Source organism: Paludibaculum fermentans (assembly GCF_015277775.1).
In the GTDB taxonomy this organism is placed as follows: Bacteria; Acidobacteriota; Terriglobia; order Bryobacterales; family Bryobacteraceae; genus Paludibaculum; species Paludibaculum fermentans.
Map to the genome: position 1 here is coordinate 5765018 of NZ_CP063849.1, position 23587 is coordinate 5788604.

General features: G+C 62.3%; 15 protein-coding genes. 5 read left to right on the plus strand and 10 right to left on the minus strand.

All coding sequences use genetic code 11. The features are described from left to right. Complete coding sequence (locus tag IRI77_RS22670; protein ID WP_194447290.1) at nt 1-1485, plus strand: MFS transporter; 1485 nt, start codon at nt 1-3, stop codon at nt 1483-1485. 64 nt (nt 1486-1549) lie between these two features. Further along, complete coding sequence (locus tag IRI77_RS22675; protein WP_194447291.1) at nt 1550-2896, plus strand: acetylxylan esterase; 1347 nt, start codon at nt 1550-1552, stop codon at nt 2894-2896. A gap of 7 nt (nt 2897-2903) precedes the next feature. On the opposite strand, the gene IRI77_RS22680 is transcribed toward IRI77_RS22675, so the two are convergent. From IRI77_RS22680 to IRI77_RS22690, 3 genes are all read right to left on the minus strand, one after another. Further along, on the minus strand, nt 2904-3407 hold the full coding sequence (locus IRI77_RS22680) for a RidA family protein (RefSeq protein ID WP_194447292.1): 504 nt from the start codon (nt 3405-3407) through the stop codon (nt 2904-2906). Between the two features lie 74 nt (nt 3408-3481). Next, on the minus strand, nt 3482-3901 hold the full coding sequence (locus tag IRI77_RS22685; RefSeq protein ID WP_194447293.1) for an organic hydroperoxide resistance protein: 420 nt from the start codon (nt 3899-3901) through the stop codon (nt 3482-3484). Nucleotides 3902-3948: 47 nt separating this feature from the next. Next, complete coding sequence (locus IRI77_RS22690) at nt 3949-4677, minus strand: SDR family NAD(P)-dependent oxidoreductase (RefSeq protein WP_194447294.1); 729 nt, start codon at nt 4675-4677, stop codon at nt 3949-3951. Nucleotides 4678-4970: 293 nt separating this feature from the next. Between IRI77_RS22690 and IRI77_RS22695 the strand changes: the two genes are divergently transcribed. From IRI77_RS22695 to IRI77_RS22705, 3 genes are read left to right on the plus strand one after another with little or no spacing between them, the layout of a single operon-like run. Then, a complete protein-coding gene (locus IRI77_RS22695) occupies nt 4971-8261 on the plus strand; it encodes a PAS domain S-box protein (protein WP_194447295.1) in 3291 nt (1096 codons plus the stop codon). A 17-nt stretch (nt 8262-8278) separates the two neighbouring features. Continuing rightward, nucleotides 8279-8689 carry a response regulator transcription factor gene (locus IRI77_RS22700; RefSeq protein WP_194447296.1) on the plus strand — a complete coding sequence of 137 codons (411 nt, stop codon included), beginning with the start codon at nt 8279-8281 and terminating at the stop codon, nt 8687-8689. Nucleotides 8690-8735: 46 nt separating this feature from the next. Further along, nucleotides 8736-9365: a response regulator transcription factor gene (locus IRI77_RS22705; RefSeq protein ID WP_194447297.1), complete on the plus strand. Its 630-nt coding sequence runs from the start codon at nt 8736-8738 to the stop codon at nt 9363-9365. A 15-nt stretch (nt 9366-9380) separates the two neighbouring features. Here IRI77_RS22705 and IRI77_RS22710 read toward each other — a convergent pair whose 3' ends face one another. The 7 genes from IRI77_RS22710 to IRI77_RS22740 form a co-directional block, all read right to left on the minus strand. Further along, nucleotides 9381-10628 carry a Gfo/Idh/MocA family protein gene (locus IRI77_RS22710; RefSeq protein ID WP_194447298.1) on the minus strand — a complete coding sequence of 416 codons (1248 nt, stop codon included), beginning with the start codon at nt 10626-10628 and terminating at the stop codon, nt 9381-9383. A gap of 116 nt (nt 10629-10744) precedes the next feature. Then, nucleotides 10745-11980, minus strand: a complete 1236-nt coding sequence (locus IRI77_RS22715) for an ROK family transcriptional regulator (protein WP_194447299.1) — start codon at nt 11978-11980, stop codon at nt 10745-10747. Nucleotides 11981-12128: 148 nt separating this feature from the next. Continuing rightward, complete coding sequence (locus tag IRI77_RS22720) at nt 12129-15653, minus strand: TonB-dependent receptor (protein WP_194447300.1); 3525 nt, start codon at nt 15651-15653, stop codon at nt 12129-12131. Nucleotides 15654-15686: 33 nt separating this feature from the next. Continuing rightward, nucleotides 15687-17732, minus strand: a complete 2046-nt coding sequence (locus tag IRI77_RS22725) for an alpha/beta hydrolase-fold protein (protein ID WP_194447301.1) — start codon at nt 17730-17732, stop codon at nt 15687-15689. Between the two features lie 276 nt (nt 17733-18008). Next, nucleotides 18009-21287, minus strand: a complete 3279-nt coding sequence (locus IRI77_RS22730; RefSeq protein ID WP_194447302.1) for a tetratricopeptide repeat protein — start codon at nt 21285-21287, stop codon at nt 18009-18011. Further along, entirely contained in the window at nt 21284-21847 is a 564-nt protein-coding gene (locus IRI77_RS22735; protein WP_194447303.1) for a hypothetical protein, read from the minus strand. Before IRI77_RS22735 ends, IRI77_RS22730 begins: the two co-directional genes overlap by 4 nt. After that, on the minus strand, nt 21844-23583 hold the full coding sequence (locus IRI77_RS22740) for a glycoside hydrolase domain-containing protein (RefSeq protein WP_194447304.1): 1740 nt from the start codon (nt 23581-23583) through the stop codon (nt 21844-21846). Before IRI77_RS22740 ends, IRI77_RS22735 begins: the two co-directional genes overlap by 4 nt. Nucleotides 23584-23587 lie beyond the last annotated feature (4 nt).

Consider the following 23587-nt stretch of genomic DNA (forward strand, 5'->3'; position numbering starts at 1 on the left):
ATGGCAGAGAGCACACAGAAGCTTGCGGTCCGCGAGAAGCTCGGATACGCCTGCGGCGATATCGCTACGAACTTCTTCTTCCAGTCGATGATCCTGTACCAGACCCGTTTTTATACGGACACGGTGGGGATATCGGCGGTCGCGGTGGGATCGATGTTCCTGGTGCTCCGGCTTGCGGATGCCATTTTCGATCCGATTATTGGCGCCCTCTCTGACCGCACTCAGACCCGCTGGGGTAAGTTCCGTCCCTGGATCCTGGGCACTGCCCTGCCCTTCGGCCTGATCTTCTGGCTGGTCTATGTTTCACCCGACTTCGGGCCGCAAGGGAAGCTGATCTACGCCTACCTTACCTATTCGCTGGTGATGATCCTTTACTCGGCGAACAACACGCCTTACGCCGCGCTGATGGGGGTGATGACTCCGGATGTGAGCGAGCGGAACAACGTCGCCCGCTATCGCTTCGTCGGCGCGCTGATTGGCCAGTTCCTGATCCAGGCGCTGCCTTTGCCCCTGGTGGCCAAGTTGGGTGGCGGGAATCCCGCGCGGGGCTGGGCCCTGACGATGGGGATTTTCGGCGGCCTCATCGTGCTGCTGAACCTGGTCACGTTCGCCACCACGCGTGAGCGTGTTCAGCCGGATCCGCGGCAGAAGTCGGATCTGCGCTCCGATCTGAGGAACGTGTTCACCTGTGGACCGTGGATCGTGATGTTCGTCCTGACACTGCTGATCTTCACGATGCTGGTGGTCAGGGGGAGTTCCTCGAACTACTTCTTCGCGTACTACCTCGACCAGCAGCAGATACGGTCCTTCCTCTCGGGCTTCGGCCTGGCCGGCACTGCCGGTCCGGTTACCGGTTGGCGCACGGTATTGGACTCACTGGGCCTGCTGGTGAACCCGGATGGCTCGAACGCCTCGGCGGTCGGGCTGAGCCTGTTCTTCGTGGCCGGGAGCCTGGTTCAGATCGTGGGGATCCTCTTCTCGAAGCCGCTGGCCGACCGTTTCGGCAACAAGGCGGTCTTCATCGCCGGCATGTTCGTGACGATGGTCGCCACGCTGCTGGTCTTCTTTGTCGGGCCGATGCAGATCCAGTTGATGTTCGCGCTGAGCATCCTGTGGGCGATCGGATGGGGTCCGACGGTCCCGCTGCTTTGGGTGATGATCGCCGATGTGGCGGACTACTCGGAATGGAAGACGTCGCGGCGGGCAACCGGATTCATGTTTGCCGGGGTCCTGTTCGCGCTGAAGGCCGGGCTCAGCCTGGGCGGGGCTTTGAGTGCCTGGGTGATCGACGCGTTCGGGTATGTCCCGAATGCGGTGCAAACGGAACGGGCGCTGCTGGGGATCCGCCTGGGCGCGAGCGTGTATCCAGCAATTGCGATGGCTCTTGGGCTGGTCTGCCTCGCCAGTTACAAGATCGGGAAGAAGATGAATATCCAGATCCAGGAAGAACTCACTGAGCGGCGGAAGAAGTTCGCCTCCGCTTAGAGGCTGGTTCCACATCGACCGGAATGCGCAGGGGAAGACCCTTGCCGCGGGCCTCAGGAATCCTATGACTCGAACACGTGTACGATTCGCACTTGCGCTGCTGGTGGCCGGAGCCTTCGCTTTCGGGCAACCCGCCGCGATCCAGCAGCAACTCACCTTCACGCCTTATCACGCGAACGGCATCTACGAGGTGAACGAGGTGGTGGGCTGGACCGTCACTCCGGGACCGGTCGCGCCAACCTATGCCTACAAGTGGACCGTCCGCCGGAACAATGCGGTGGTTCTCAAGGAGGGCAAGCTGGACCTTTCCTCGGGTAAGGACAAGATCGAAGTCACGTCGGATGAACCGGCGATGATCTATGTCGCGATCGAGCCGTATGCGGAGTTGGCCCTCGCCGGTGCGGAGAAAGCTGTTCCTGCCACATTCGTTGGCGGCAATACCGGCCGCAACAACGGGCTTTACGCTGTCGGCGCCGCGGTCTCTCCGACGAAGATCGGGCTGTCCACAGCGGCTCCCGGAGACTTCGGTTCCTTCTGGGAGGCCAAGCTGGCGGCGCAAGCCAAAATCGCGATCAATCCGCAGTTGACTCCTGTACAGACGGAGGTACCGGGCGTCGAGATGAGCATGTTTGTGCTGGATGCCCTGGGATCCAAGGCGCATGGGTACGTGGCGAAACCGGCGAAGGAGGGCAAGTTCCCGGCGTTGATCCAACTGCAGTATGCAGGCGTCTACGCGCTGAATGCACGCGCGGTGGCTCAGCGGGCGGCGAGCGGCTGGCTGATGCTAAATGTCGATTCGCACGACAAGCTGCCTTCGGACCCGTCCGGCAACATCCCGAGGAACTACCAGGCGATCGGCAACACCGACCCGGAGCAGTCCTATTTCCTCAACATGTACCTACGGGATTCGCGAGTGTTGGATTACCTGCTGACCCGCCCTGACTGGGATGGCAAGACGATTGTCCTGACGGGTGGCAGCATGGGCGGCCAGCAGACGCTCGTGCTGGCGGGCTTGCGGCCGGAGAAGATCACCGCCGCCCTGGTGTGTGTACCGGCCGGCGCGGATACGAATGGAGCTTTGCACGGCCGCAAACCCGGCTATCCCAACTGGCCATCCGACAATCCCGAAGTCATGAAGACCGCGCTGTATTTCGATCCCGTCAACTTTGCACCGCGCATCCAGGCGGTGGTGATGGCGGGCATCGGCTTCATCGACACGATCTCGCCGCCAGCGGGCATCTGGACGGTGTTGAACCAGATACCCGGGCCCAAGGAACCGCTGCCGCTGCTCGAATCGGAGCATGACAACCTGACGCCGCAGAAGGGGCGGGCCTGCCCCGAACGAACCCGGGAGCTGCTCGATCTGATGGTGAGCGGAGGCGTGTTCAAGCCGAACGGAATCAGGCCGTAGGGCAGGGTCAGCCAGCGATTTCGAAGATTGCCTCGAGCTCGACCGGCACTCCCAGCGGCAGGCTTGCCACTCCAAACACGAGGCGTACGGAGACCTTGTCCTGTCCGAAGATGTCGCGAAGGAGTTCCGAGGCGGCATCGGCGATTTTGGGTTGGTCGACTGGTTCGCCATCGGCGGCGATGTACACTCCGAGCCGGACAACGCGGGTGACGCGGTCGAGTGACCCAAGCGCCTGCCTGGCGACGGCGAGTACGTTGAGAGCCGCGGCGTAGGCAGCGCTTGCGCCTTGTTCCGCGGTCAACTCCCTTCCGACGCGGCCGCGGAACTTCGCTTCGTGGCCCACCGTGGGGAGCATGCCGCTGAGGAACAGGAGATTGCCTGTTCGAACCGCGGGCACGTAGGCGCCAAACGGAGTCGGAGCGGACGGCAGATCAATGCCAGCCGCCGCGAGTCTGTCTTCAGCGTTCCCTGACGAGGGATGGCGCCCTTCCTGATCGATTTGCTTCTGCATTGATCTGCCTCCTTGGGCAACTTCTTCCTGAGTGTGCAGCCGCCTGCAAGGGCCAGGCTGTTTGCTGGCCTGGTCTAAACCAGGTGAATGGCGACATCGACATTGCCGCGGATGGCCTTGGAATAGGGGCACGTCTGGTCAGCGGAGTCGACCAAGGCCTGGGCGACTTCACGGTCCAAGCCCGGCAGGCTCACGTTCAGGCGTGCGCGAAGAGAATAGGCGCCATCACGGAGGCAGAGGTCTACTTCGCTGTCGATGGCCATGTCGGCTGGCAGAGTGACTCGCCGCTTGGTGGCCGCGATCCCAATCGCGCCCTCGAAGCAGGCCGCCCAGCCGGCGGCGAAGAGCTGTTCCGGATTTGTGCCCGTGCCGAGGACTCCCGGCGTGGAGAGCCTGACATCCAGGCGGCCATCATCGCTGCGCGAGACGCCGTGATCGCGTCCACCCGTGGTGTGGACCTTGGCCGTGTAGAGGACCTTCTCGAGTTGAGTCATGATTTGAACTCCGTTGTGGGCAGCTCCGGGGTCACTTTTGCCGACGCTTACCACTTGCCGCTGTGAGCGCCGCCGTCCACGTGCAGTACCTCACCCGTGATCTGGCGAGCCTCGGTCAAATACACAACGGCACTGGCCACTTCTTCAACGGTGGAGATTGTCCCCATGGGCGAAAGGGTCTTCAGGAAGTCCTTCGGGTTGTTGGCGTGGAGCGGGGTGTCGACGACACCGGGCGCCACGGCGTTGAACCGGATGTGCTCCTTTGCGTACTCGGTCGCCAGGTTCTTCAGCACCGCCTCCAACCCGCCTTTGGTGATCATTGACAGGGACACAGGCATACCAGCGATAGGATTCTCAATCATTGACGTCGTGATGGCCACGACGCTGCCGCCGGCCTTCTGCGCCTGCATCTGCTTCACCGCCAGCTGCGTGATGTAGATGAAGCCTTCGAGGTTGGTGGAGACCAGGGCGCGGAAATCCTCCTGCGTGTACTCGGTGAACGGCTTCACCAGGAAGATGCCGGCATTCGCGACGACGGCATCGATCGAGCCAAACCGCTTGACCGCGAGGTCCGCTGCCTTCTGGGCGGTCTCCGGTTGGCCGATGTCGCCGTCGACCAGGGCGAGGGAGTCGGACGCCGAGAGTTCCTTGGATTTTGTGGCGTTGCGCGAAGTGCCCACCACGTTGTACCCGCGCGACAGGAACGCCTTTACAACGCCTGCACCGATGCCTTGCGAAGCACCCGTCACGATTACCGTCTTCTGATTGTTTGCCATAAATGGCTCCTTTCCATTGCTTTTTAAAAGCTGGATGATCTGCAATCTCGATTTCGATTAAGCCAGAGGTTCAGCGGCGAAGCTATTGGACGAAGGTATTGCTCCCTGTTCCCGCAGCTTCCGGCGGGATCGGCCGCGCCGACGCGGGCTCTGGATTAAGTTGGAGAGATAGGCAGAGGGATCGTTGCCGGCGCGCGTACGCAAGGCGAATTGCAATACCAAAGTACAATGGACGCCCATCCAGCCGGCGCGGCATGCTAGCGAGGATGGGGTGCTGCCAGGAAAGGACTGCCATGGAGAAGGACCTCAGCTGGGTCATCGATGCTCTTCCCGAAATGGTGTGGACCGCACGCCCCGACGGGAGCATCGAGCATCTGAACCAGCATTGGTGCACGTACACAGGTCTCAGTCGGGACGCGGGGCGCGGCCAGGGGTGGCAGGCGGTAGTTCACCCTTCCGACTTGCCCGCGGTGAGTGATGCCTTGCGGATTGCGCTGGAGGAGGGAGAACCTTACAGGATCGAGAACCGCCTGCGCGGAGCTGACGGCAGTTACCACTGGTTCCTGGCAACCGGGTCGCCGATTCGCGACAACGTCGGCAAGCTGACCGGGTGGTGCGTACTGCAATCCAACATCGACCACCCGAAGCGAGTGGAGGCGCTGCTGGCAGGAGAGAAGCGGGCTTTGGAGATGATTGCGACCGGCGAATCGCTCTACGCGACGCTGGCCACCCTTTGCCTGCTCATGGAAGAGCTGTGTCCGGCCTGCAGTTGCTGTTCGACGCTGTTGCTGGATCCGGAGACCAACCGGCTGTGGCACGCCGCGTCGCCCAATGTACCCAGCGCCTACACGGCTGCCATCGACGGTTTTGCCCTCGGGCCGAATGCCAGCTCCTGCGGAACGGCCGCCTATTACGGGCGACAGGTCGTGGCTTCGGATATTGCGGTGGATCCGCGGTGGACCGAGTTCCGTGACGTTGCCTTGGAGAACGGGCTGAGGGCGTGCTGGTCCACACCGATTTTCTCGCAGCAGGGAGGCGTACTGGGTACGTTCGCATTGTTTTCCGCCCAACCCGGCCTGCCTACGGCGGCAGACCAGGAGGTGATCGCCCAACTGACCCATCTGGCCAGCGTCGCGATTGAGCGGGAACGCGCCCAGATGTCGCTCATGCGAGCTCTCGATGAGCTGAGAGGCTCAAGCGGCCGGCTGGCCGCCACCATTGACGCGATTCCAGGATTCGTGTGGAGCGCCGCGCCCGACGGCAGTGTGGACTTCCTGAACAAGCAGTGGTGTGACTACACCGGCGTCAGCCTGGAGGGCGGCTGCGGTTGGGACTGGCAGGCCACGATCCACCCGGACGATGCCGCTCAGGTGCCAGCCCAGTGGCGAAGCGTCCTGGAATCAGGACAGTCCGGAGAGTTTGAAGTCAGATTGCGGCGATTCGATGGTACGTTCCGATGGTTCCTGATTCGGGCGGTGCCGCTGCGGGACGAAGCCGGCGACATCGTGAAGTGGTACGGACTGAATACCGACATTGAAGATCGAAGGCAGGCGGAGGCCGTGCTGGCTGGTGAGAAGCGGTTGCTCGAAATGGTGGCCGGCGGCCATGCGTTATCGGAGGTACTGGAGGCGCTTTGCCTGCTGGTGGAAGACACGGCGAGCGGGTGTTACTGCAGCGTCTTTCTGGTGGAGCCGGACGGCATGCGACTGGGACACGGGGCCGCGCCAAGCCTGCCGCCCAGCTTTGTCGATGCCATCGCCGGCCGGCCTGTCTGCGTGGACGCCGGCCCCAGTGCGATGGCGGCGTGCCTCAACCAGCAGGTCATATCCACCGACTTCCAGTCAGAGACCCGCTGGAAGGCATCCGAATGGTGTCCCATGGCGCTGGCACATGGCTTGCAGGCGTGCTGGTCGATACCGATTTCCTCCACGGCGGGGAGGGTCCTGGGTTCGTTTGCGATCTACTATGACAAGCCCGGATCGCCCTTGCCTATTCATCAGCGGCTGATCGCGCAATTCACACAGATTGCGGGCATCGCCGTCGAGCGGGCCCAGAGCGACACCATACTGAAACGCAGTGAAGCACGGAAATCCGCGATTCTCGACTCAGCGCTCGATTGCATTGTGACGATCGATCACGACAGCCGCATCGTGGAGTTCAATCCGGCCGCGGAACGAACCTTCGGCCACCGCAGGGAAGAGGTTGTGGGGGAACGTCTCGCCGACGTGATTATTCCGCCGCCGTTGCGAGAGAAGCATGAGCGGGGGTTTGCACGCTACCTGAGCACCGGCGAAGCACGAGTGATCGGACGGCGTGTGGAGATGACGGCCATGCGGGCGGATGGGCGCGAGTTCCCTGCCGAGCTCGCGATTACGCGCATCCAGTCGGACGGACCGCCCTCCTTCACGGGTTATTTGCGGGACATAACGGAGCGCAAGAAGGCGGAGGAAGAGTTGAGGCGGAGTGAGGCGTTTCTGGTACAGGGCCAACATCTCAGCCGGACGGGCAGCTTCTCGTGGCGTGTGGCCACGGGGGAGATTACGTGGTCGGACCAGTTGTATCGCATGTTCGAGTTCGACAAGGGGATACCGGTGACGCTGGAACTGATCGGTACGCGGGTCCATCCCGAAGACCTGCCGCTGATGAGCAACATGATTGAGAGGGCTCTGGCCGCCGTCGCGGGCTTTCAATATGAACATCGCCTGCTGATGCCCGACAATTCCATCAAGCACCTGCATATGGTCGCCCATGGAACAAGAGACAAGGATGGCCGCCTGGAGTATATCGGCGCGGTGCAGGATGTGACGGAGCGGAGAAGTTCAGAAGAGGCGCTCAGCAAAGCCCGAGCAGAACTGACGCATGTCGCCAGGGTCACGAGCCTGGGGACTCTGACCGCGTCGATCGCTCATGAAGTCAACCAGCCGCTGTCGGGCATCGTCACGAATGCCAGCACCTGCCTGCGAATGCTGGCCGCGGAGCCACCCAATGTCGAAGGCGCACTCGAGACCGCGCGGCGTACGATTCGCGATGCAAATCGCGCGTCGGACGTGATCACCCGATTGCGCGCGCTGTTCTCCAAGAAAGATGCCGCAACCGAACTGGTGGACCTGAATGAGGCTGCACGGGAGGTGATTGCGCTTTCGGTGCACAAGCTTCGAAGGGACCGGGTGATTCTGCAGCCTGAGTTGGCCGACGGGCTACCCCAAGTCCTGGGAGACCGGGTCCAACTACAGCAGGTGATCCTGAACCTGCTCATGAACGCCTCCGACGCGATGAATGGCATCGACGATCGCGCCAGGCGGCTGATCATCCGAACTGAGCGGGAGGGCCGCCAGTGCGCGCGGCTCACCGTCCAAGATGTGGGCGTGGGATTTGAACCGCAGGTGGCGGAGAAACTCTTCGAGGCGTTCTATACGACGAAGGGCGATGGGATGGGGATCGGACTCTCCGTCAGCCGGTCGATTATCGAGAGACATCTTGGCCGTATCTGGGCAGCACCGAATGAAGGCCCCGGGGCGACGTTCGCGTTCTCTCTCCCGATTGCAGAGGAGAGTGGCGGGAGTGAGATCACGAATCGTGTCTAGCAAGCGAGGGAGAGACGATGGCAATGAGATCCCTGGTGTCGGTGGTTGACGACGACGAGTCGGTGCGTGAGTCGCTGCCCGACCTGTTGAGAGAGTTCGGTTTTGCAGCGAAGACGTTCTCGTCAGCGGAAGAGTTCCTCGCGTCTGATAGCGTTGGCGCGACTGGCTGCCTGATCCTCGATGTGGGCATGCCGGGCATGTCTGGGCCGGAGCTGCAAAGAGAATTGCAGCTGCAAAAGAAGCAGATTCCGATTGTCTTCATCACGGCTCATGGCGATGAAACCGTACGGCCCCGCCTGATCGCACAGGGCGCTGTGGAGTGTTTGATCAAACCCTTCAGTGATACTGCGCTGTTCGCGGCCCTCAAGACCGCCTTTCAGATGAAGGGAGCAACCCGCCCCGAAGTGGACCGCGATGCAGGAAGATAGAATGAGCCAAGCGATCTCACCGGGCAGAGACTTGAGGGCGCCTCACATGCCAAGCACCACTCCGATTGTGTTTGTAGTAGACGACGATGTCTCTGTGCGTGAGTCCCTGGAATTGCTCATCCGCCATGCAGGCTGGCAACCTGAGATCTTTGGGTCCGCACAGGAATTCCTGGCCCAACCACGGCTGGCGGTTCCGAGCTGCCTTGTGCTCGATGTCAGCCTGCCTGACCTGAATGGGCTGGAGCTGCAAAAGCGCGTGGCCGCCGATCGGATGGACATGCCGATTATCTTCATCACGGGCTACGGCGATGTGCCCATGACGGTGCAGGCCATGAAGGCCGGCGCCGTCGAATTCCTGATGAAGCCCTTCAGCGCCGAAGTGCTGCTGGGCGCCATTCAGAATGCGATTGAGTACAGCCGGACCGCACTGGGGCATGAGGCGGAGCTGCGCGCACTACGGGACCGGTATGAATCGCTGAGCCGCCGGGAACGTGAGGTCCTGACCCTGGTGGTTTCCGGTCTGTTGAACAAACAGATCGGAGGTGAACTCGGCATCAGCGAGATCACGGTCAAGGCGCATCGGGGCAGCGTCATGCGGAAGATGAACGCCGATTCGCTGGCCGACCTGGTCAAGATGGCGGGGAAACTCCAGCTGGCCTCCGACCACGCCGGCTGACAGGGTACGCGCCGGTCAGGCCTCCAACTTCCAGGGCTTGCGGTATTCGCGTTGCAGCAGCGGACGCGCCGACTCCTGCTGGACGGTGTGGCGCTCTTCATCCCAATCCAAACGCATGCGGGCGCGCAAGGACAGATTCCCGAGAATCGATGTGATGGAAGAGCGGACGCAGGTCTCGATGTCGCTGTTGGGCCGCTGCCTGGTCCTCACGCAATCCAGGAAGTTCGCCCAGTGCAGGGGATGTGGATCGGCCACTCTCTTCATCTCGAATGGGGCAAGATCCGAGCCCTTCTCCGGCGTAACCCGCAGCACCGTGCGGTCGACATAGACCGTGCCGCGCGTGCCGTGAAAAGTCGCGCCCATCAGGCGGTTGCCGGTGAGTTCGGTGTTGTTGGAGCGGTGCTCCCAGGAGCCCAGGAAGCCGGGGTATTCAAAGGTCGCCTGCATGGTGTCCGGCGTCTCCGTATCGTCCTGGAACCAGTATTTGCCACCCAGTGCGACAACAGCCCGCGGCATGGGATCGCCAAACGCCATCTGTACGATGTCGAGCATGTGAATGCCGGAATCAGTGAGCTGGCCGCCGGCGTAATCCCAGAAGAAACGGAAGTAGGAGTAGGCGTTCGGATAGATGCCGAAGCGATTTGGGTTGAAGCGGCGTGCCGGGGCGGGGCCAAGCCACAGATCCCAATCCAGGCCGGCGGGCGGCTCCTTGTCGACCGGGTTGCCGATGCCGGCAGCGGGCTGATTGCTGTAGATCCAAGACTTGGCCATACTGACCTTGCCCAGTTCTCCGCTGCGCACGATTTCGCATGCCTTCTGGAAGTGGGCGCCAGAGCGCTGCCAGGTTCCGGCCTGCACGACGCGCTTGTACTTCCGGGCAGCCTCCACCATGACGGCCCCTTCCGAGGCCGCGACGCAGGCCGGCTTCTCGACATAGACGTCTTTGCCCGCCTTGCACGCCTCGACACAGATATACGGGTGCCAGTGGTCCGGGGTAGCGATGCAGATGGCATCGATCGAGCGATCGGCCAGTATTTCGCGGAAGTCGCGAACCTCTTTCGGCTGGTGTCCCGCCCGCCGGGCGAGGGCGGAGGCGCGCTCCAGGTTCGGCTGGTAGACGTCGCAGACCGCGCTGACGGCCACGCCGGGCTGCTTCATGGCTGCTCCGAGATTCTCAGAGCCCATCACGCCGGTGCCGATAAAAGCCAGGGAAATACGATCGTTCGCCGCGAAGAGGGGCGCGGCCAGAGCGGCGGCGCTCATCGACGCAGCTTTGCGCAGCAATGTGCGCCGGGGCCATTGTGTGTCTTGAACCGGTTGATCTGGCATGGAAGGTACTCTCTCTCGGCGTCCAAGGGCAGCTTGAACAGCTTATTTCGTCAGCGTTCGGTCAGTACGGGCATTCCGAATTCAGTGGACTGCTGCCCGCCGTTCTCGAACAGCCGGGCTATGTGCTCGTAGGCCTGCCTTCGCGCGGCGACGATTGTGCCCAGCAATACCGCCTCGTCGCCGATGGTGGAAATCTCGATTCGCGTTTCCCACGGCACCAGCCGCTCAACGGCCGCCCTCAGTTCCTGCTCCAACGCGCCGAGCAAGGCGCTCTGCAGGACCACCATGGCCGGGTCGTTCACAACGATCAGATTCGCGATGGCAATTCCGAGGTGGGTCGCAATGTAGTCAAAGAGATCGCGTTCCGGACCTGTCTTGTTGCGCGCGGTATGGAGGAATTCCAGGGCCGTCTGCGCGGTACTGCCGGCGTCCTGCGCCGCGGCCAGAATGCGGTCAGCGCCCACGATCGATTCCAGATAGCCGCGGACACTCCAGTCGGTGCTCGTGTTCTTGTGGTCCAGCAGCATGTGGGCGACTTCGCCCGCTGCCCAGTGACTGCCCAGCATCAACTGGCCACGGTTGATCACGGCCGCGCCGAGCCCGGTCTCCAGCTTGACCAGCACGACGTCCTGCTCGCCGCGCGCGGCCCCAAACTGCACCTCGCCCAGCGCCGCCATCCGGACGTCGTTGTCGACGAACACAGTGGTGCCGAACGCCGCTTCCAACTCTTCGCGGATCGCCACATTCTGCCAGTTAAAAACGTTGCCGGCTTGCAAGACGATGCCCCGGACCACGTCCACGCGGCCGGGCGCGGCCACACTGATCACCCGCTGGTCAGCCGAGCAGGGATGGCCGGACATCAATTGTTCCAGTCCGTATTTGGCGAGGGAAATGACATTGGCCGCCCTGCGATCGTTGCCGATGGACAGCGCCAGCCGGGCGAGTATGTTTCCTTCCAGGTCGGCCGCGGCCAGCCGCACATGCCAAGCTGCAATTTCGACGGCGAAAAGCCGGCCAGCATTGGCATTGAAAGTCAGCATCGTGGGCTTTTTACCGCCCTTTGATCCTGATTCTCCCCGGCCCAACTCGACCACCCAGCCCCGCTGCATCAACGTTTCGACCTGACTGGACACTGTCGGTTTGCTCAAATTGCTCAGCTTAGCCAAGCTTGCGCGGGAAACCGGCCCGTGCTCCCTGATCAGATTCAGCAGCCCGATGCCATTGATGCTGCGCATCAGCGGCGCGCTCAGGTTCTGAGAGATGAGATGTTCGTGCGGAAGACGCATTTACCTGTTGCCTCTGATCCTTTTCTGCTTCGTCCGGAAGTGCCCCGAAGCAGGACCGGAACCGGCCGCCCCACGGCACACACCCAGGGCTGCGGGTGGCCCAAGGCATGCGCCGCGGGCCACCCCTAAATTCAATCAGAGCCGGGGATCAGAACTCCAGTTTCGCCTGGAATTGCACGAGCCTCGCGCTGCCGAGGCCGCTGGTCACGACACCGGAGGTGAGATTCGGCAGGTTGAAGTTCTTGTGATTGAGGAGATTGAAGATCTGGCCCTCAAGCCGGAACTTCACCTGCTCAGTGATCTGCGTGACCTTGTAGAACGAGGCGTCGATATTGTTGAAGCCCGGTCCGGTCATGTAGTTGCGGGGCACGTTGTTCAGGAAGTCGCTATCCAGGGACGTCCGCCGGATCCAGCTCTGGCCGTTGCAGACTTCGCCGATGTCGGCGCGGCAGACACTGGGATCGAACCACTTGGCACCCTGGCGCTGGTCGGCGGGCAGGATGGCTGTCTTACCCGGCGCCAGATAGGTGTTGGACCCGCGGGCGCTGTAGTAAGGCGAGAAGAACAGGCCGCTACGCCAGTAGTAGAAGGCCCCGGCGTTCCAGCCGCTGACCAACCGGCTGACAAGCCCGTTGGCGTGGCCAAGCAGCGCTTTGCCACGGCCGAAAGGCAGCTCGTAATTCGCATTGAAGCTGATGTTGTGCGTCGGCAGGCCGCCGTCATGGCCATAGATGAGGCGAAGCCGCTGGTCTGATGAGGCGTTGTTCGTCAGGGCCGCGGGCAGCATTTCCAGAGCGCTGAAGCTGCTATTGGCTCCTTCGGAAGTCGTCAGGGTCTTCTGGAAGGTGTAGAAGCCCTGGAAGACGAACCCATTCGAGAAGTTGCGTTTGACCTCGGTCTGCAACTGATGCGAGTTGGAGTAGCCGTTGGTGCGAATGAGGTCCATCGTGCTCGTGCTGGACGTGTTGTAGTCGGGGTAAGCGCGGCGTTGCGCCACGCTGGCTCCGGGTGCGAGAGCTCGAGGAACCAGGGCGTTGATGGGATCGAACTGGACCAGGTTGCCGCCGTGGGTGCCGACATACGAGGCGCGGGAGCCGAAGCGGCCCGGCAGTTCGCGTTCAATGGTGAAGTTCCACTCATGCGCCAACTGGGTCTTGAAGTCGCTATCCCAGGGGGAGATGTTCCAACCGCCGCACTGGCAGACGGAGAGCGCACTGGGCTTCAGGAAGTCCTGCCCAAGCGTGCGCGAACCCAACGCCTGGTTGGCATAGTTGCTGGGGCCGACAGGCCAGGTCATCTCGGGGGGCACGATGCCGTAGCCGCCCGGGAAGTTGTTGTCCACGACGCTCTGGGCGCCGTAGGAGAAGGGAGCGTTCTTACGAGTCTGCTGGTGATATTGAACGAGGGGCATCACCCAGTAGTAGAGGCCGTAGGCTCCGCGCAGCACCGTTTTGGGTGTGAGCTGGTAGGCCGCCCCGACGCGAGGCGCCAGATTGCCCTTCTGCATTTTCCACAGACTGGAGGGCAGACCGGCGGAACTGGCCGATTGGAACTTCATGCCCGCAGCCGTATAGGCAGCCACCACATTGGCGGGGAAGCCCTGGCTGGTGATGTCACCATTACCTGCGAAGACGACAGTGGGACTGCCGGCGGCGCGCAGATTCAGGGTCGTTGCCTGGTTCCGCTTGTCCTGGAACGGCGACCAGATCTCGTAGCGCAACCCCATGTTGATGGTGAGTTTCCGGCTCACCTTCCAGTTGTCCTGCGCGTACACCGCGAAGTCGTTCTGGCGCGTGTAGAACCGCGGATAGGTATTCAGGCCGGCGTAGTCGGTGTAGCCCATCAGCATGTCGGCGAGACCCGCGCCGGTGTTGGCGAGGGGCGCCGAACTGTCAATTCCGTTGCCAATGGTGGCGGGATCCATCAGGGCCGTGAAGCCGCCGGAGAACGAGTAGTCACCGCCGGGCTGACCCGTCTCAAAAGTGTTGACGATGTTGCGCTGGAAGATAAATCCAAACTTCATCTCATGCTTGGAGCGGTTCCAAGAGAAGTTGTCCGCGACCGTGAAGGTCAGGCCGGGCGCATCCTGCGGATTGTCGCGATCGATGCCGTCGAAGTAGTTCGTCAGCCACGAGGAGTTGTAGTCGACGAAGTAGATTCCCGGCCAGGCGATGGTGCCCGGATATGTGGGCAGGCCCAAGGTCTGGGTAACTGCCGGGGTAATTGGCACGGGGCCGCGATACGCGTGGAAGCGCTGCAACCCGCCGCGAATCTCGTTCACCATCGCGGGATTGAGGAGTTGCGTATACGCGAGGCTCGCGTTGTGTCCGCCGTACGCCCTGACATTGGGATTCAGGAAGTACCTGGGCGCCACCTGGTTCTGGTCGGTGTAGGTATAGCGGCCGGAGAACCGGTTGTTGCCGATGAGCTGATCCACCTTGGCCGTCAGCATCGACCGGTCGTCGGCCAACTTGCCGTTAGGGTCCTGCCAGTTCGGGCCGTCATACCATTTCGTGGCGATGTTTGGATCCGGCAGGTAGCTGGCAATCTTCTGGCCGATGGGGTTCATGGCGCTCGCCGGGAGCTTGTTTCCGGTGTAGGGCGTGCGGGTGTAGCTGCCGGTGGTGGGGTTCCTGGCTGTGGAGAGAGGATCGTAGATCGTGATCGGAACACCGGTGCCGTCCTTGAAAGTGGAGAAGTCTCCGGCCTTCCAAGGCGCTTCCGGTACGGTATAGAAATTCTGGCTGGCGGCCGACCGCTGGCGAATCTGCTCGTAGTCGAAGAAGAAGAAGGTCTTGTTGCGGCCGTTGTACAGCTTGGGCAGCAACACGGGTCCGCCCAGGTTGAAGCCGTACTCGTTGCGGGTCAGGAAGCTCACCGACTTCTGGTGGAAGCTATTGGCCGCAAGGTGGTTGTTCTGGTTTAGTTCGAAGATCTGCCCGTGGAAGGAGTTCGAACCCGACTTGGTCACTACTTCCACCACGCCCGGGCGGCTGTATTCGGCGTTGGTGTTCGCGGTGTTGACGCGGATCTCCTGGATGGTCGGCAGCGACTGGGGCAGCCGTTGTAGTTCGTTGGTGTAGCGTTCGGAGGCGGTGGCGCCATCCACCAGGAAGTCGATGGAACCTCCGGGGATGCCGTTGACTCGCGTGAAGCCCTGGCCCTGGCCGGCAAAACTGTTCGCCACGACACCGGGGGTGAAGTTGAGAATGCCGAGGAAGCTGCGGGTCTGCAGCGGCAGTGTCTCAATGCGGGAAGCCTCTTTGACGTCGGCGAGAGAAGAGGTCTCCGGACTGATCACCGGTGTGACGTCCGCGACTTCCACGGTGGTCTGGACCGTGGCCGTTTGCATCATCACATCGACGACCGCTTCCTGCGCGACACGCAGGGTCAGTTGACCATTCCAATCGGCGAAGCCGACGGCGCTTACCTTGACGGCGTAGTTGCCGGGCGGTAAGGCGCTGAAAATGTAGACACCCACCGGCGAAACTTGCGCCTTGCGGCGTTCGCCCGTCGCCGCATTGCTCACTTCCACATCCGCCTTGGGCAGAACCCCGCCCTGGGCGTCAACGACCGTACCTTTGATGGTGGCGTTGAACAACTGAGCATAGGACGGGTTCAGGAATGCCATGCAGAGCAGGACGGCAAAGCTTCTGAGCATTTTCTCTCGCATTCGGGACTACTCCTTTAAGTCTTTTAGCTGGAACTATTTCGTTGCCCAGTTCCACTCGAACAGGTGGTGTTTGTGGAACTGGAAAGCCTGATAAAGCGGTTCTGCGCCGAACCGTACGTCCGGGGTAAAGCTGAAACTCCAACTCTCGCAGTCGAGAATCAACGGGATCTTCTCTTCGACTGGTGTTTTGCGAGACAGGCGGACGAGACTGGTCCGGTTTTGAGCACCGGTCCACTCGCGCTGTTTATCTTCCTGGATGTCGTCTTCTTCGGTGAGCCAGCGCGAACTGGAATACACCTTCGCGCGGCACCAATTGTTCTTGTCGAATGGGTCGAGTCCTTGTGGGAGCCGAACCCATATGGTGGCCGCTTCTCCTGGTTCGAGGCGGCCATTTCCGTTGCCGGCGCCTTCGGTGACGGTGCGCTGGATGCTGGCGCCTCCACCCTGGTTGCCCGTCTGACGGAAGACGGAAAACGTGCGCGTGGCACCATCCAGAACCACTACCTCCGCTGGAGCAGGCAGGGGATCCGGGGGCACCATGACGTCGAATGTCTCTTTGGCTTGCCCGCCATCGAAGGAGAGGGCCAAGTCGAGCCGCGTGCGCGCGAAGTCACCGGCACCGGCCGTGAACTGCACCGACAGTTCGCCGCTGAGGTCCGCTGTCGCCCCCGCGCCTACCGTCTTCCGCGCGGCAGTTCCCTTTAGAATCTGTACGGTTGGGTAGCTCGACGTCAGCTCCACGGACAGATTGGTCAGCGGCGCCGTACGGGTGTTCAGAATGTGAAGGGGCAGGTGGATGGGTGCGCCAGGCATCGGCCGGAAGGGGCCGAGCTCGGATAAGGGCAAGAGGGAGGGCGGCAGGAGTTCGGCGCCCGGGCCTGTGAGCGAAACTTCATGGGCGCCGCAGTCGAGCTCGATGGAAACACGGCCGGCCGCATCGGCGCGCGTTTCGGTTTTCGTGGAAGTGCCGCTTTCTACTTTGTAGTCAGCCACTTGGTATGGGGCATTGGGACGGTACAACGGGGCGGTGAGCACGGTGAGCGAAGAACAGGCCGCCGCCGGGCCATCCGGCGACCAGCGCCGGGTTCTCAGGCCGAAGCCGCCCGGCGAAACGTTCCGGAGGAAGGTGAGTCCGGCGCCTTCGATGCCTGACGAGACGGAGTAGCCATACACGCTAAACCGGCGTTGTGCGCTGGAGTAGTTCCACTGCTTCGGGGGCGCCTCGAGCTTCGGATTCTGGAAAGCCCGAACGTGGAACTCGAACGTCTCGCCGATCGAAGTCGCCCAGTGGCGATGGTACTCATCCTGCCTGAATTCGAAGTCGACCTCTGGCGCGGCGGCGTAGGCAGCGCGCGTCTCTTCGTGGTACTGGCTGATGTAGTCGCCACTTGCCCTGATCAGCCGGATCATGGTGTGTCCATGGCTGGAGGTTTGATCCTTGGGACGCCAAAGTGAGCGCCGGCCGGGTTCACCGACGTAGAATTCCGGCCCGGGATTGAAGGCGGACGCGCTGCCGATGAGGTCGGGGTACCTGGCGCTGAGGTAGAGGCTGGCGAAGCCTCCCATGCTGAGGCCTGAGGTAGCGTGATAGCGCCGGCCCGGCAGGGTGCGGAACGAGGAGTCGATATGGCGTAACAGTTCCAGGAAGTACTCGCCGTAGTCGTACTGGCCGCCGTCCCGTTTGACGTCGTAGGGCGCTCCACCGTAGAAACCGGTGTAGTCCCGCGCCACATACCCATCGGCCGCTACGACGATCACTTCGTGCGATGCGGTGAATGCCGCGATCTTGGGTACCGTGTCCTTGCCGTCGTCATACTTTTCCAAGGTGTAGCGATCGCTATGTCCATGAAAATAGAAGATCACCGGATAGCTGCGCGTGGACGTTTCGTACCCGCGAGGCAGAAAGATGCGATAGTGGCGCTTCTCGCCGAAGACTTTGGAGTCGTGCGTCAGGTCCTGGTATGGCTGCGCAGCGGCGGTCCCGGCCGCGCACGCCAGCAGGGCAGGCAGGGCCACGCGCAACAGGCGAGTGGCACCCGGGCGCTTGCGGCGGCTCCAGCCTGCGCGGCGAGGCGGCAATTCCGGCCCACAACACGGGCTTCCGCCGGATTTTGTCCGGCCTTCGGCCACGCCAAGTATTTGGAAACAACGAGACAACCCCGACTCCCCCACCTTTGATGACAAGGCAAGGCCAGGTAACCTATTCGTCAAGACCGCTACTCGGCGGCGGCGGATAGTAAGTTAACTTTCCGAACCTAGACAAAGTTACGATAAGCCGGTGCTTGTGTCAACCCTGTTAATCACAGTTTTCATTCGTTTCTTTTGTCGAGGCAGGAACCAGACGCGTAGCCACGTCTACCGCCGGCCAGCGGGCGCCAGGGGATCGGGTGCTTCACCGCGCAGCTCGATGCGCGCCGCCAGGAAGTCCGGCTTGGCTTCGATCGTGTTCCCGAGCAGAGCGAGCGCCTCGGTTGTCTTGCCCTCTCGTTTGCGGATCAAGGCCAGGAGATACCGCGCTTCGGCGCGCCTCTCACGCAGACGGTCATCCACCTCCGACTGGCCAAAGTTGACGAAGCGGTTCTGGAGCGCAGTTGCTTCGTCACGCCGGCCCAGGCGGTCCAAAGCCAAGACGATGAAATAGTTCTCGCTGCTCCAGCTATCCCGGTCGCCTGACAGCTTTTCGTAGCCCGCGCAAGCGCGCTCGAGCGCGGACTTTGCCTCCGCCTGCCGGCCCAGGGCTTCGTAGGCGCGCCCGAGATAATACAACTGCCGTGGCGTACTCTGCGATGCGAAGTCGTCGATCCCCAGACTCGCGGGAGGCCGCAGGGAATCCTCGAAGAGCCGCAGCGCCTCGGCGGCATTCCCCTGGTTCAGGGCGGCCGCGCCCTGGGCAAACCGCATGAGGCGGAACTTGTCGCGCAGGCCATAGCTGCGATGGCGCGGGCTGAACCGGTGCTCTGCAATCAGCCGCTCGGCCTCCGGATAGAGCCCCTTCATGAGGTAGGAGGTGAGCACTCCTTCGGCCAGATCGTCATCGCCGGGCCGGCTGGCCAGGGCTTTCTGGAGCAGTGCGAGCTGGTCATCAAAGCGGCCGGCGCGCGCGTACAGGTTGCTGAGATCGTTCAGCGTCCGAATGTGAGCGGGGTTCAGTTCGACGGCGCGCTGGAGCTCATTAGCGGCTTGCTCGACACCTCCGTTTTCAGCGAGGGAAAGGCCCAGAGCCCGCCGGATGGAGAAATCCCGAGGCCGGTTCCCGGCGGCCGCCCGCCAGTGCTCGATGGCCTCTGCCGGCTGCCCCAGGTGATACAGCAGGCAGGCGAGGAGGTAGTGGGCCTGCCCATCGGAGGGATCCAGGGCAACAGCCTCTTCCAGCGGGGCGAGGCTTTCGCGCCGGGACGGGAACCGGTCGATCTTTCCAGAGGAGGCGTGGGCTTTCCGGAGCGAACCATCGGCGCCGGGGATGTCACCCGCACGACGCTGGCAATAGGCGAGGATGTAGTAAAACTCGCCCGGAGTGCCAAACGGGTCTCCGTTGTTCTCGTCAACCAAACGCAGCACGCGAACCGCGTCGTTCCATCGCAGCAGGTCTGCGAAGAAACCCGCCACAGCCATGGCCTCCTGGCTTTGGCGGCCCAGCAGGCGCAAAAGCTCCGCCTTGGCCTGGGGATCGCCGGCCAGGAGGAAGCGCGCGGCAGGCGCCAACCGGCTGGAGGGCTGCAGCTTCGAGGCAGCGAGCAGCGCCTCGCTGGCCTGGCTCCGCTGCCCGAGATCGGCCAGCGCCAAACCCAGCGCTACCCGCGCGGAGAGATCCCCGGAGTTCGCGCCCAGAGCGGCTTCGAAATGGCGGACCGCAACTTCAGGCTGTTTGCGCCGCATGGCGAGCCGCCCTAGTTGGTATTCGCGGGCTCCGAAGTAGCCGCTATCGGCCCCTACAAAGTAAAACGCCCGCTCGGCCTCGGTTTCCCGGCCCAGCGCTAAACGGCAGAGCGCCAGGTAGTAGTGGCTCTCCGCCCCGTAAGGATCGCGATCGACCGACTTCTCCAGGTGCTCCGACGCCGCTTTGAATCGGGCATGCTGGTAGTCCTGGATCCCAAGTTGCCGGTGCGCGCGGGAGTCACCGGGATCCCGGGTCAGCGCCTGTTCGAACAGCGCCACCGCGCCTGCGTCATCCAACTCCTTCAGCCTGTATTCACCGGCCATCACGAGCTCTTCCACGCTCATCTCGCTGACCGTTTTGCGCGGACGTTCGAGAGGCAGAGTGAAGGGCGTGTATTCCTTGCGGCCGGGCGGAGAGTCCGGCCTGTGGTATTCAAACACCACACGGCCGCCGGCATCGGTCACCGTGACCACCAGTTCCCTGGGCGTTCCGCGCAGGGGAATCTCCGCCTGGTAAACTCGCTCCGGATCCAGGTTGGCTTTCAGATTGAGCAGCTCCCCGGCCTGGCTGCGCACGACGATGCCGGCTCCGGTCAACCTGCGGGTTGCGGCCAGCGTGAGCGAGCCCATCGCGCCATTCTGTTCCGGAATTTCAAGATTGAGCGCGACGGCGGCACTGAGGCTGGTGAGCCCTTTCGTGCCGGCCACCGGTACCCACCATTCGCTCCAACTCTCGGTCTTGTGCGGCTGGACCCATTCATAGTGGCCGTCCCAGACGTAGCGTCCGCTTTGCAGTTCGACATACGGCCCGGCGTGATCGGTATAGCCCGCTTCGTGACTGGAGCCGCTGTCGCCGTAGCCAAAGGTCCAAAGCTTCATGCCCTGGACGACGCGCCGGTCAGCATAGCGGAAGATGCCATAGTCGAGGTCGAACTGATAGGCGCCCTGGAAGTTGTCGTAGCTATCGATGCCGAACACGCCCAGCATGTGGGTGTTATTGCGGTCCCAACTGTAGTCGAGGCCGTTGTAGAGCGGCCAATCGGCGATGTCCGCCGTGGTGTGGCCGACGGTGCGGCTCATGGGATACAGGAAGCGGGTCTTGGGCGTGGCGCGGATGGCGGTGTTGATCCAGAGCATCTGCGGCATCCGGGAGGGCCGTCCGTTGAAGCAGCGAATGCCCAGCTCGAGCGCGGCAACGCCGGGGTGCAGGGTCGCCGATAGCTGCACCTCCATTCCGTAAATCGGATCGGTTTCGCCCAGGGCCAGCGTCACGCTGCCGTCGGCGTTCTTAACAACGAGATTCGACCAGTAAGGCTCAGAGTGCAGGGTGAGCATGTGCAAGTCGTGCGGCCCCGTGAGCTCCAGACCCGACTGGGGCCAACTGTTTCGGGGATTATACGACGCAGGTTTGATGACATCATTCCGGTAGAGAACCTCGCGTCCGCGCAGCTTGTCATAGAGCGAGAACAGCCGCCCGCCGAACTCCGGAATGTAGGTGAGCTTCAGGTATTCGTTCTCGACAAAGAGCGCCTGATAGCGTTGCGGCTTCGGACCCCCCTCCCGAAAAGGCATCAGGTAGGTGGTGAACGGATACAAACCGGTGACGGTGGACGTGGGGAAGAGCGCCGGCTCCACTTCACGCCCGGAGTGTTCATAGGTCGGGATGACGAGGGAACCCTCTTCCACGCGCACCGCCGGTGGCCCCTGGGCCCAGGCAAGCGCGCTCGCTAGAATCAGAGCACTGAACAGCCGTCTCATTTCACGTTCTCCTGCGGATCCACCCGCTGTTGCGCAACCACTTCCACCAGCGCAACGATGTCATCCAGACTGTTCCGAACGGGGGCCAGGACGGAGACTTTGCCGCCCGGGCCGGACACCGTGACTCGTTCGCCCGTGTCCAAAACGCGCTTCATCTCCGGCGGCATCGGTTGGTGCAGGACGCCCCATTTCCAGAAAGAGCTCATCTCGTGAACGTTGCGGATCATGACCTGCACGCGGCTTTTGCTGGCATCGAGCGGCAGCCACAGATTCACGTCGCAGGCGAGTGGACACAGGCGACTCAGGCGGATCAGCGTCTTCTTGGTGCGGGTGAAGGCCTCGTGCTCGACGTCGTAGTTGTCGCTGGCCAGATAAGGGTCCTTTGGATCCTCTTTGAACATGAAGCCGCGGGACCGTTCCGTCTGGATGCGCAGGCAGATGTCACCATCGACCATCACCGTTGCGGTGCGGGCGACGTTGTCGAGATCCCGGGCAAGATCCCGAGGTTGAGCCGTCGCAAGGGTGCACAACAGGCACACGGCGGGCAGTTTCCAGTTCATCGTTGTTCCCCTTTGACAAGTTCCAAAACGTACGTCCGAACCCGTTGCCAGGCCGCCGCGTCCAGACCGGCGTCGAACTTGGGACTGCGCTCGGGTCCCGGATCGGCATTGGTTCGGTCGAGCGGATCCTTGTCGGCATAAGCAGGGCGCGGCGAACGCCAGTCTTTCAGTTCGGTGCCGTTGAAGCGCCTGGCTGCTTCCGAGCGGAGCTGGGCGATTGGCTTCGTTTTGGCGAAGTCGTTCAGCAGGGTGACGTCCTGCACGGCGTTGCGCTGGATCTTCAGGCGGATGGAGGGAATGGGTTCGTTGATTCCAAAGCGGTCGCCGGGGTAGATCAGCGTTTCGCCGCCGCCCTCGAACCGGAACCAGGGATCGGGCCCGGGCGCCGTCGCCAGCCAGTGAACAAAGCCGTCGGTACCCCAGATCCAAGGCCACAACACATCGCGAGTGACGTGGGAGGAGGGTTTCGATACCTCGGGCGTGCCGCCGTAGGTCCACACGATGTCCCCGCGGGCCTTCATGATCCGCGGCGCATCGGGTAGATAGGACATGTCGCTGTGGGAGCAGATCCACATGTTGATGATGCCCGCGAACTCCTGGATCTCGCGCTCGAGCATCCAGCTCACGTCCGCTCGAAAAACAAATTTCACTGGGGAATCGCGCTTCACGGCGAGTTTCAGCAGCCGGTCGTACTCGCGCAAATACGGGAGGTCGTTGGCAAACCGGGCTTCGTCGCCATCCCAGGCAAACGCCTTGTAGCGCTTCTTGTGATTGAAGAACATCTCGAAGTTGGTGTTGGTCCAGCCCTTTTCGCGGAAGTGCTGCTCCATGGCGGAGACCACATTGACGAACTCCTGCTGGTAGCCGGGTTCGCCCCACCAGAGGTAGGAGGCTGGCCATTCCGGATTGATAGGAAGGTAAACTAACTTAGTCGGCCTAGGCCCAAGATGCGTATTCGCGAAAGCAGATCCGTCCAACAGCGGTCCGTAGTGGCGGTCGAACAGCGTCCAGTCCGCGATCCGCTTGTTCCGGCCGGTGCCGGCGAGTTCGGGCGCGAACTCGGGCCCCACCTTGCCGCCATGGCCGTAGCCCAACTGATGGAAGGTGCCGCGGTGGTCGTAAAAGATGCGGTGGTAGGCATGGATCAGGCTGAAGAACCGGTCGCTCAAGTAAAACTCGCCGCCACCCTGGCGAGCGAGGGTGGGGTAGTCGCCAGCCAGCCACGATGTCCCGTAGGTATTGTGATCCATGGTGACGGCGTCTTCGGCGGGCACCGTGGCCGCCAGGACCCGGACCTTCAGGACAGCGTTGGACTTGCGGCCGTTCGTTTCGAGCACGGCCTTGGTTTCGTAGAGACCCGGAGCGGTGTTCGCGGGAATCCAGATGTCCAGCCAGTAGCCCTGCGCCGTCTGAGCGGCGATCCGGTTGTCCGGCGCGGGCAATTTCGATTGCAGGGTGAGCGGAACCGGCGCCAAAGCGTCCGGGTAGTAGGCATTCGATTTCGGCAGGAAGTGATACCACTCGCGGAACTGTTCCACCTGCAATCCGCTGGGAGCGGGAAAGGGAGACACTTCCAGGCGGTAGTCCCCTGGCCTTGCCATGCTGACAAGCAAATGACAGGAAACAAAAGACGCCCGCGCTCCTTCCAACGTCAGGGCTTTTCCGGGGGTGAAACCTGCCGTACGGTCCACTTCCACGACTTTTCCAAAGGGGTCCGGACGCATGTGTTCGGGCATCAGC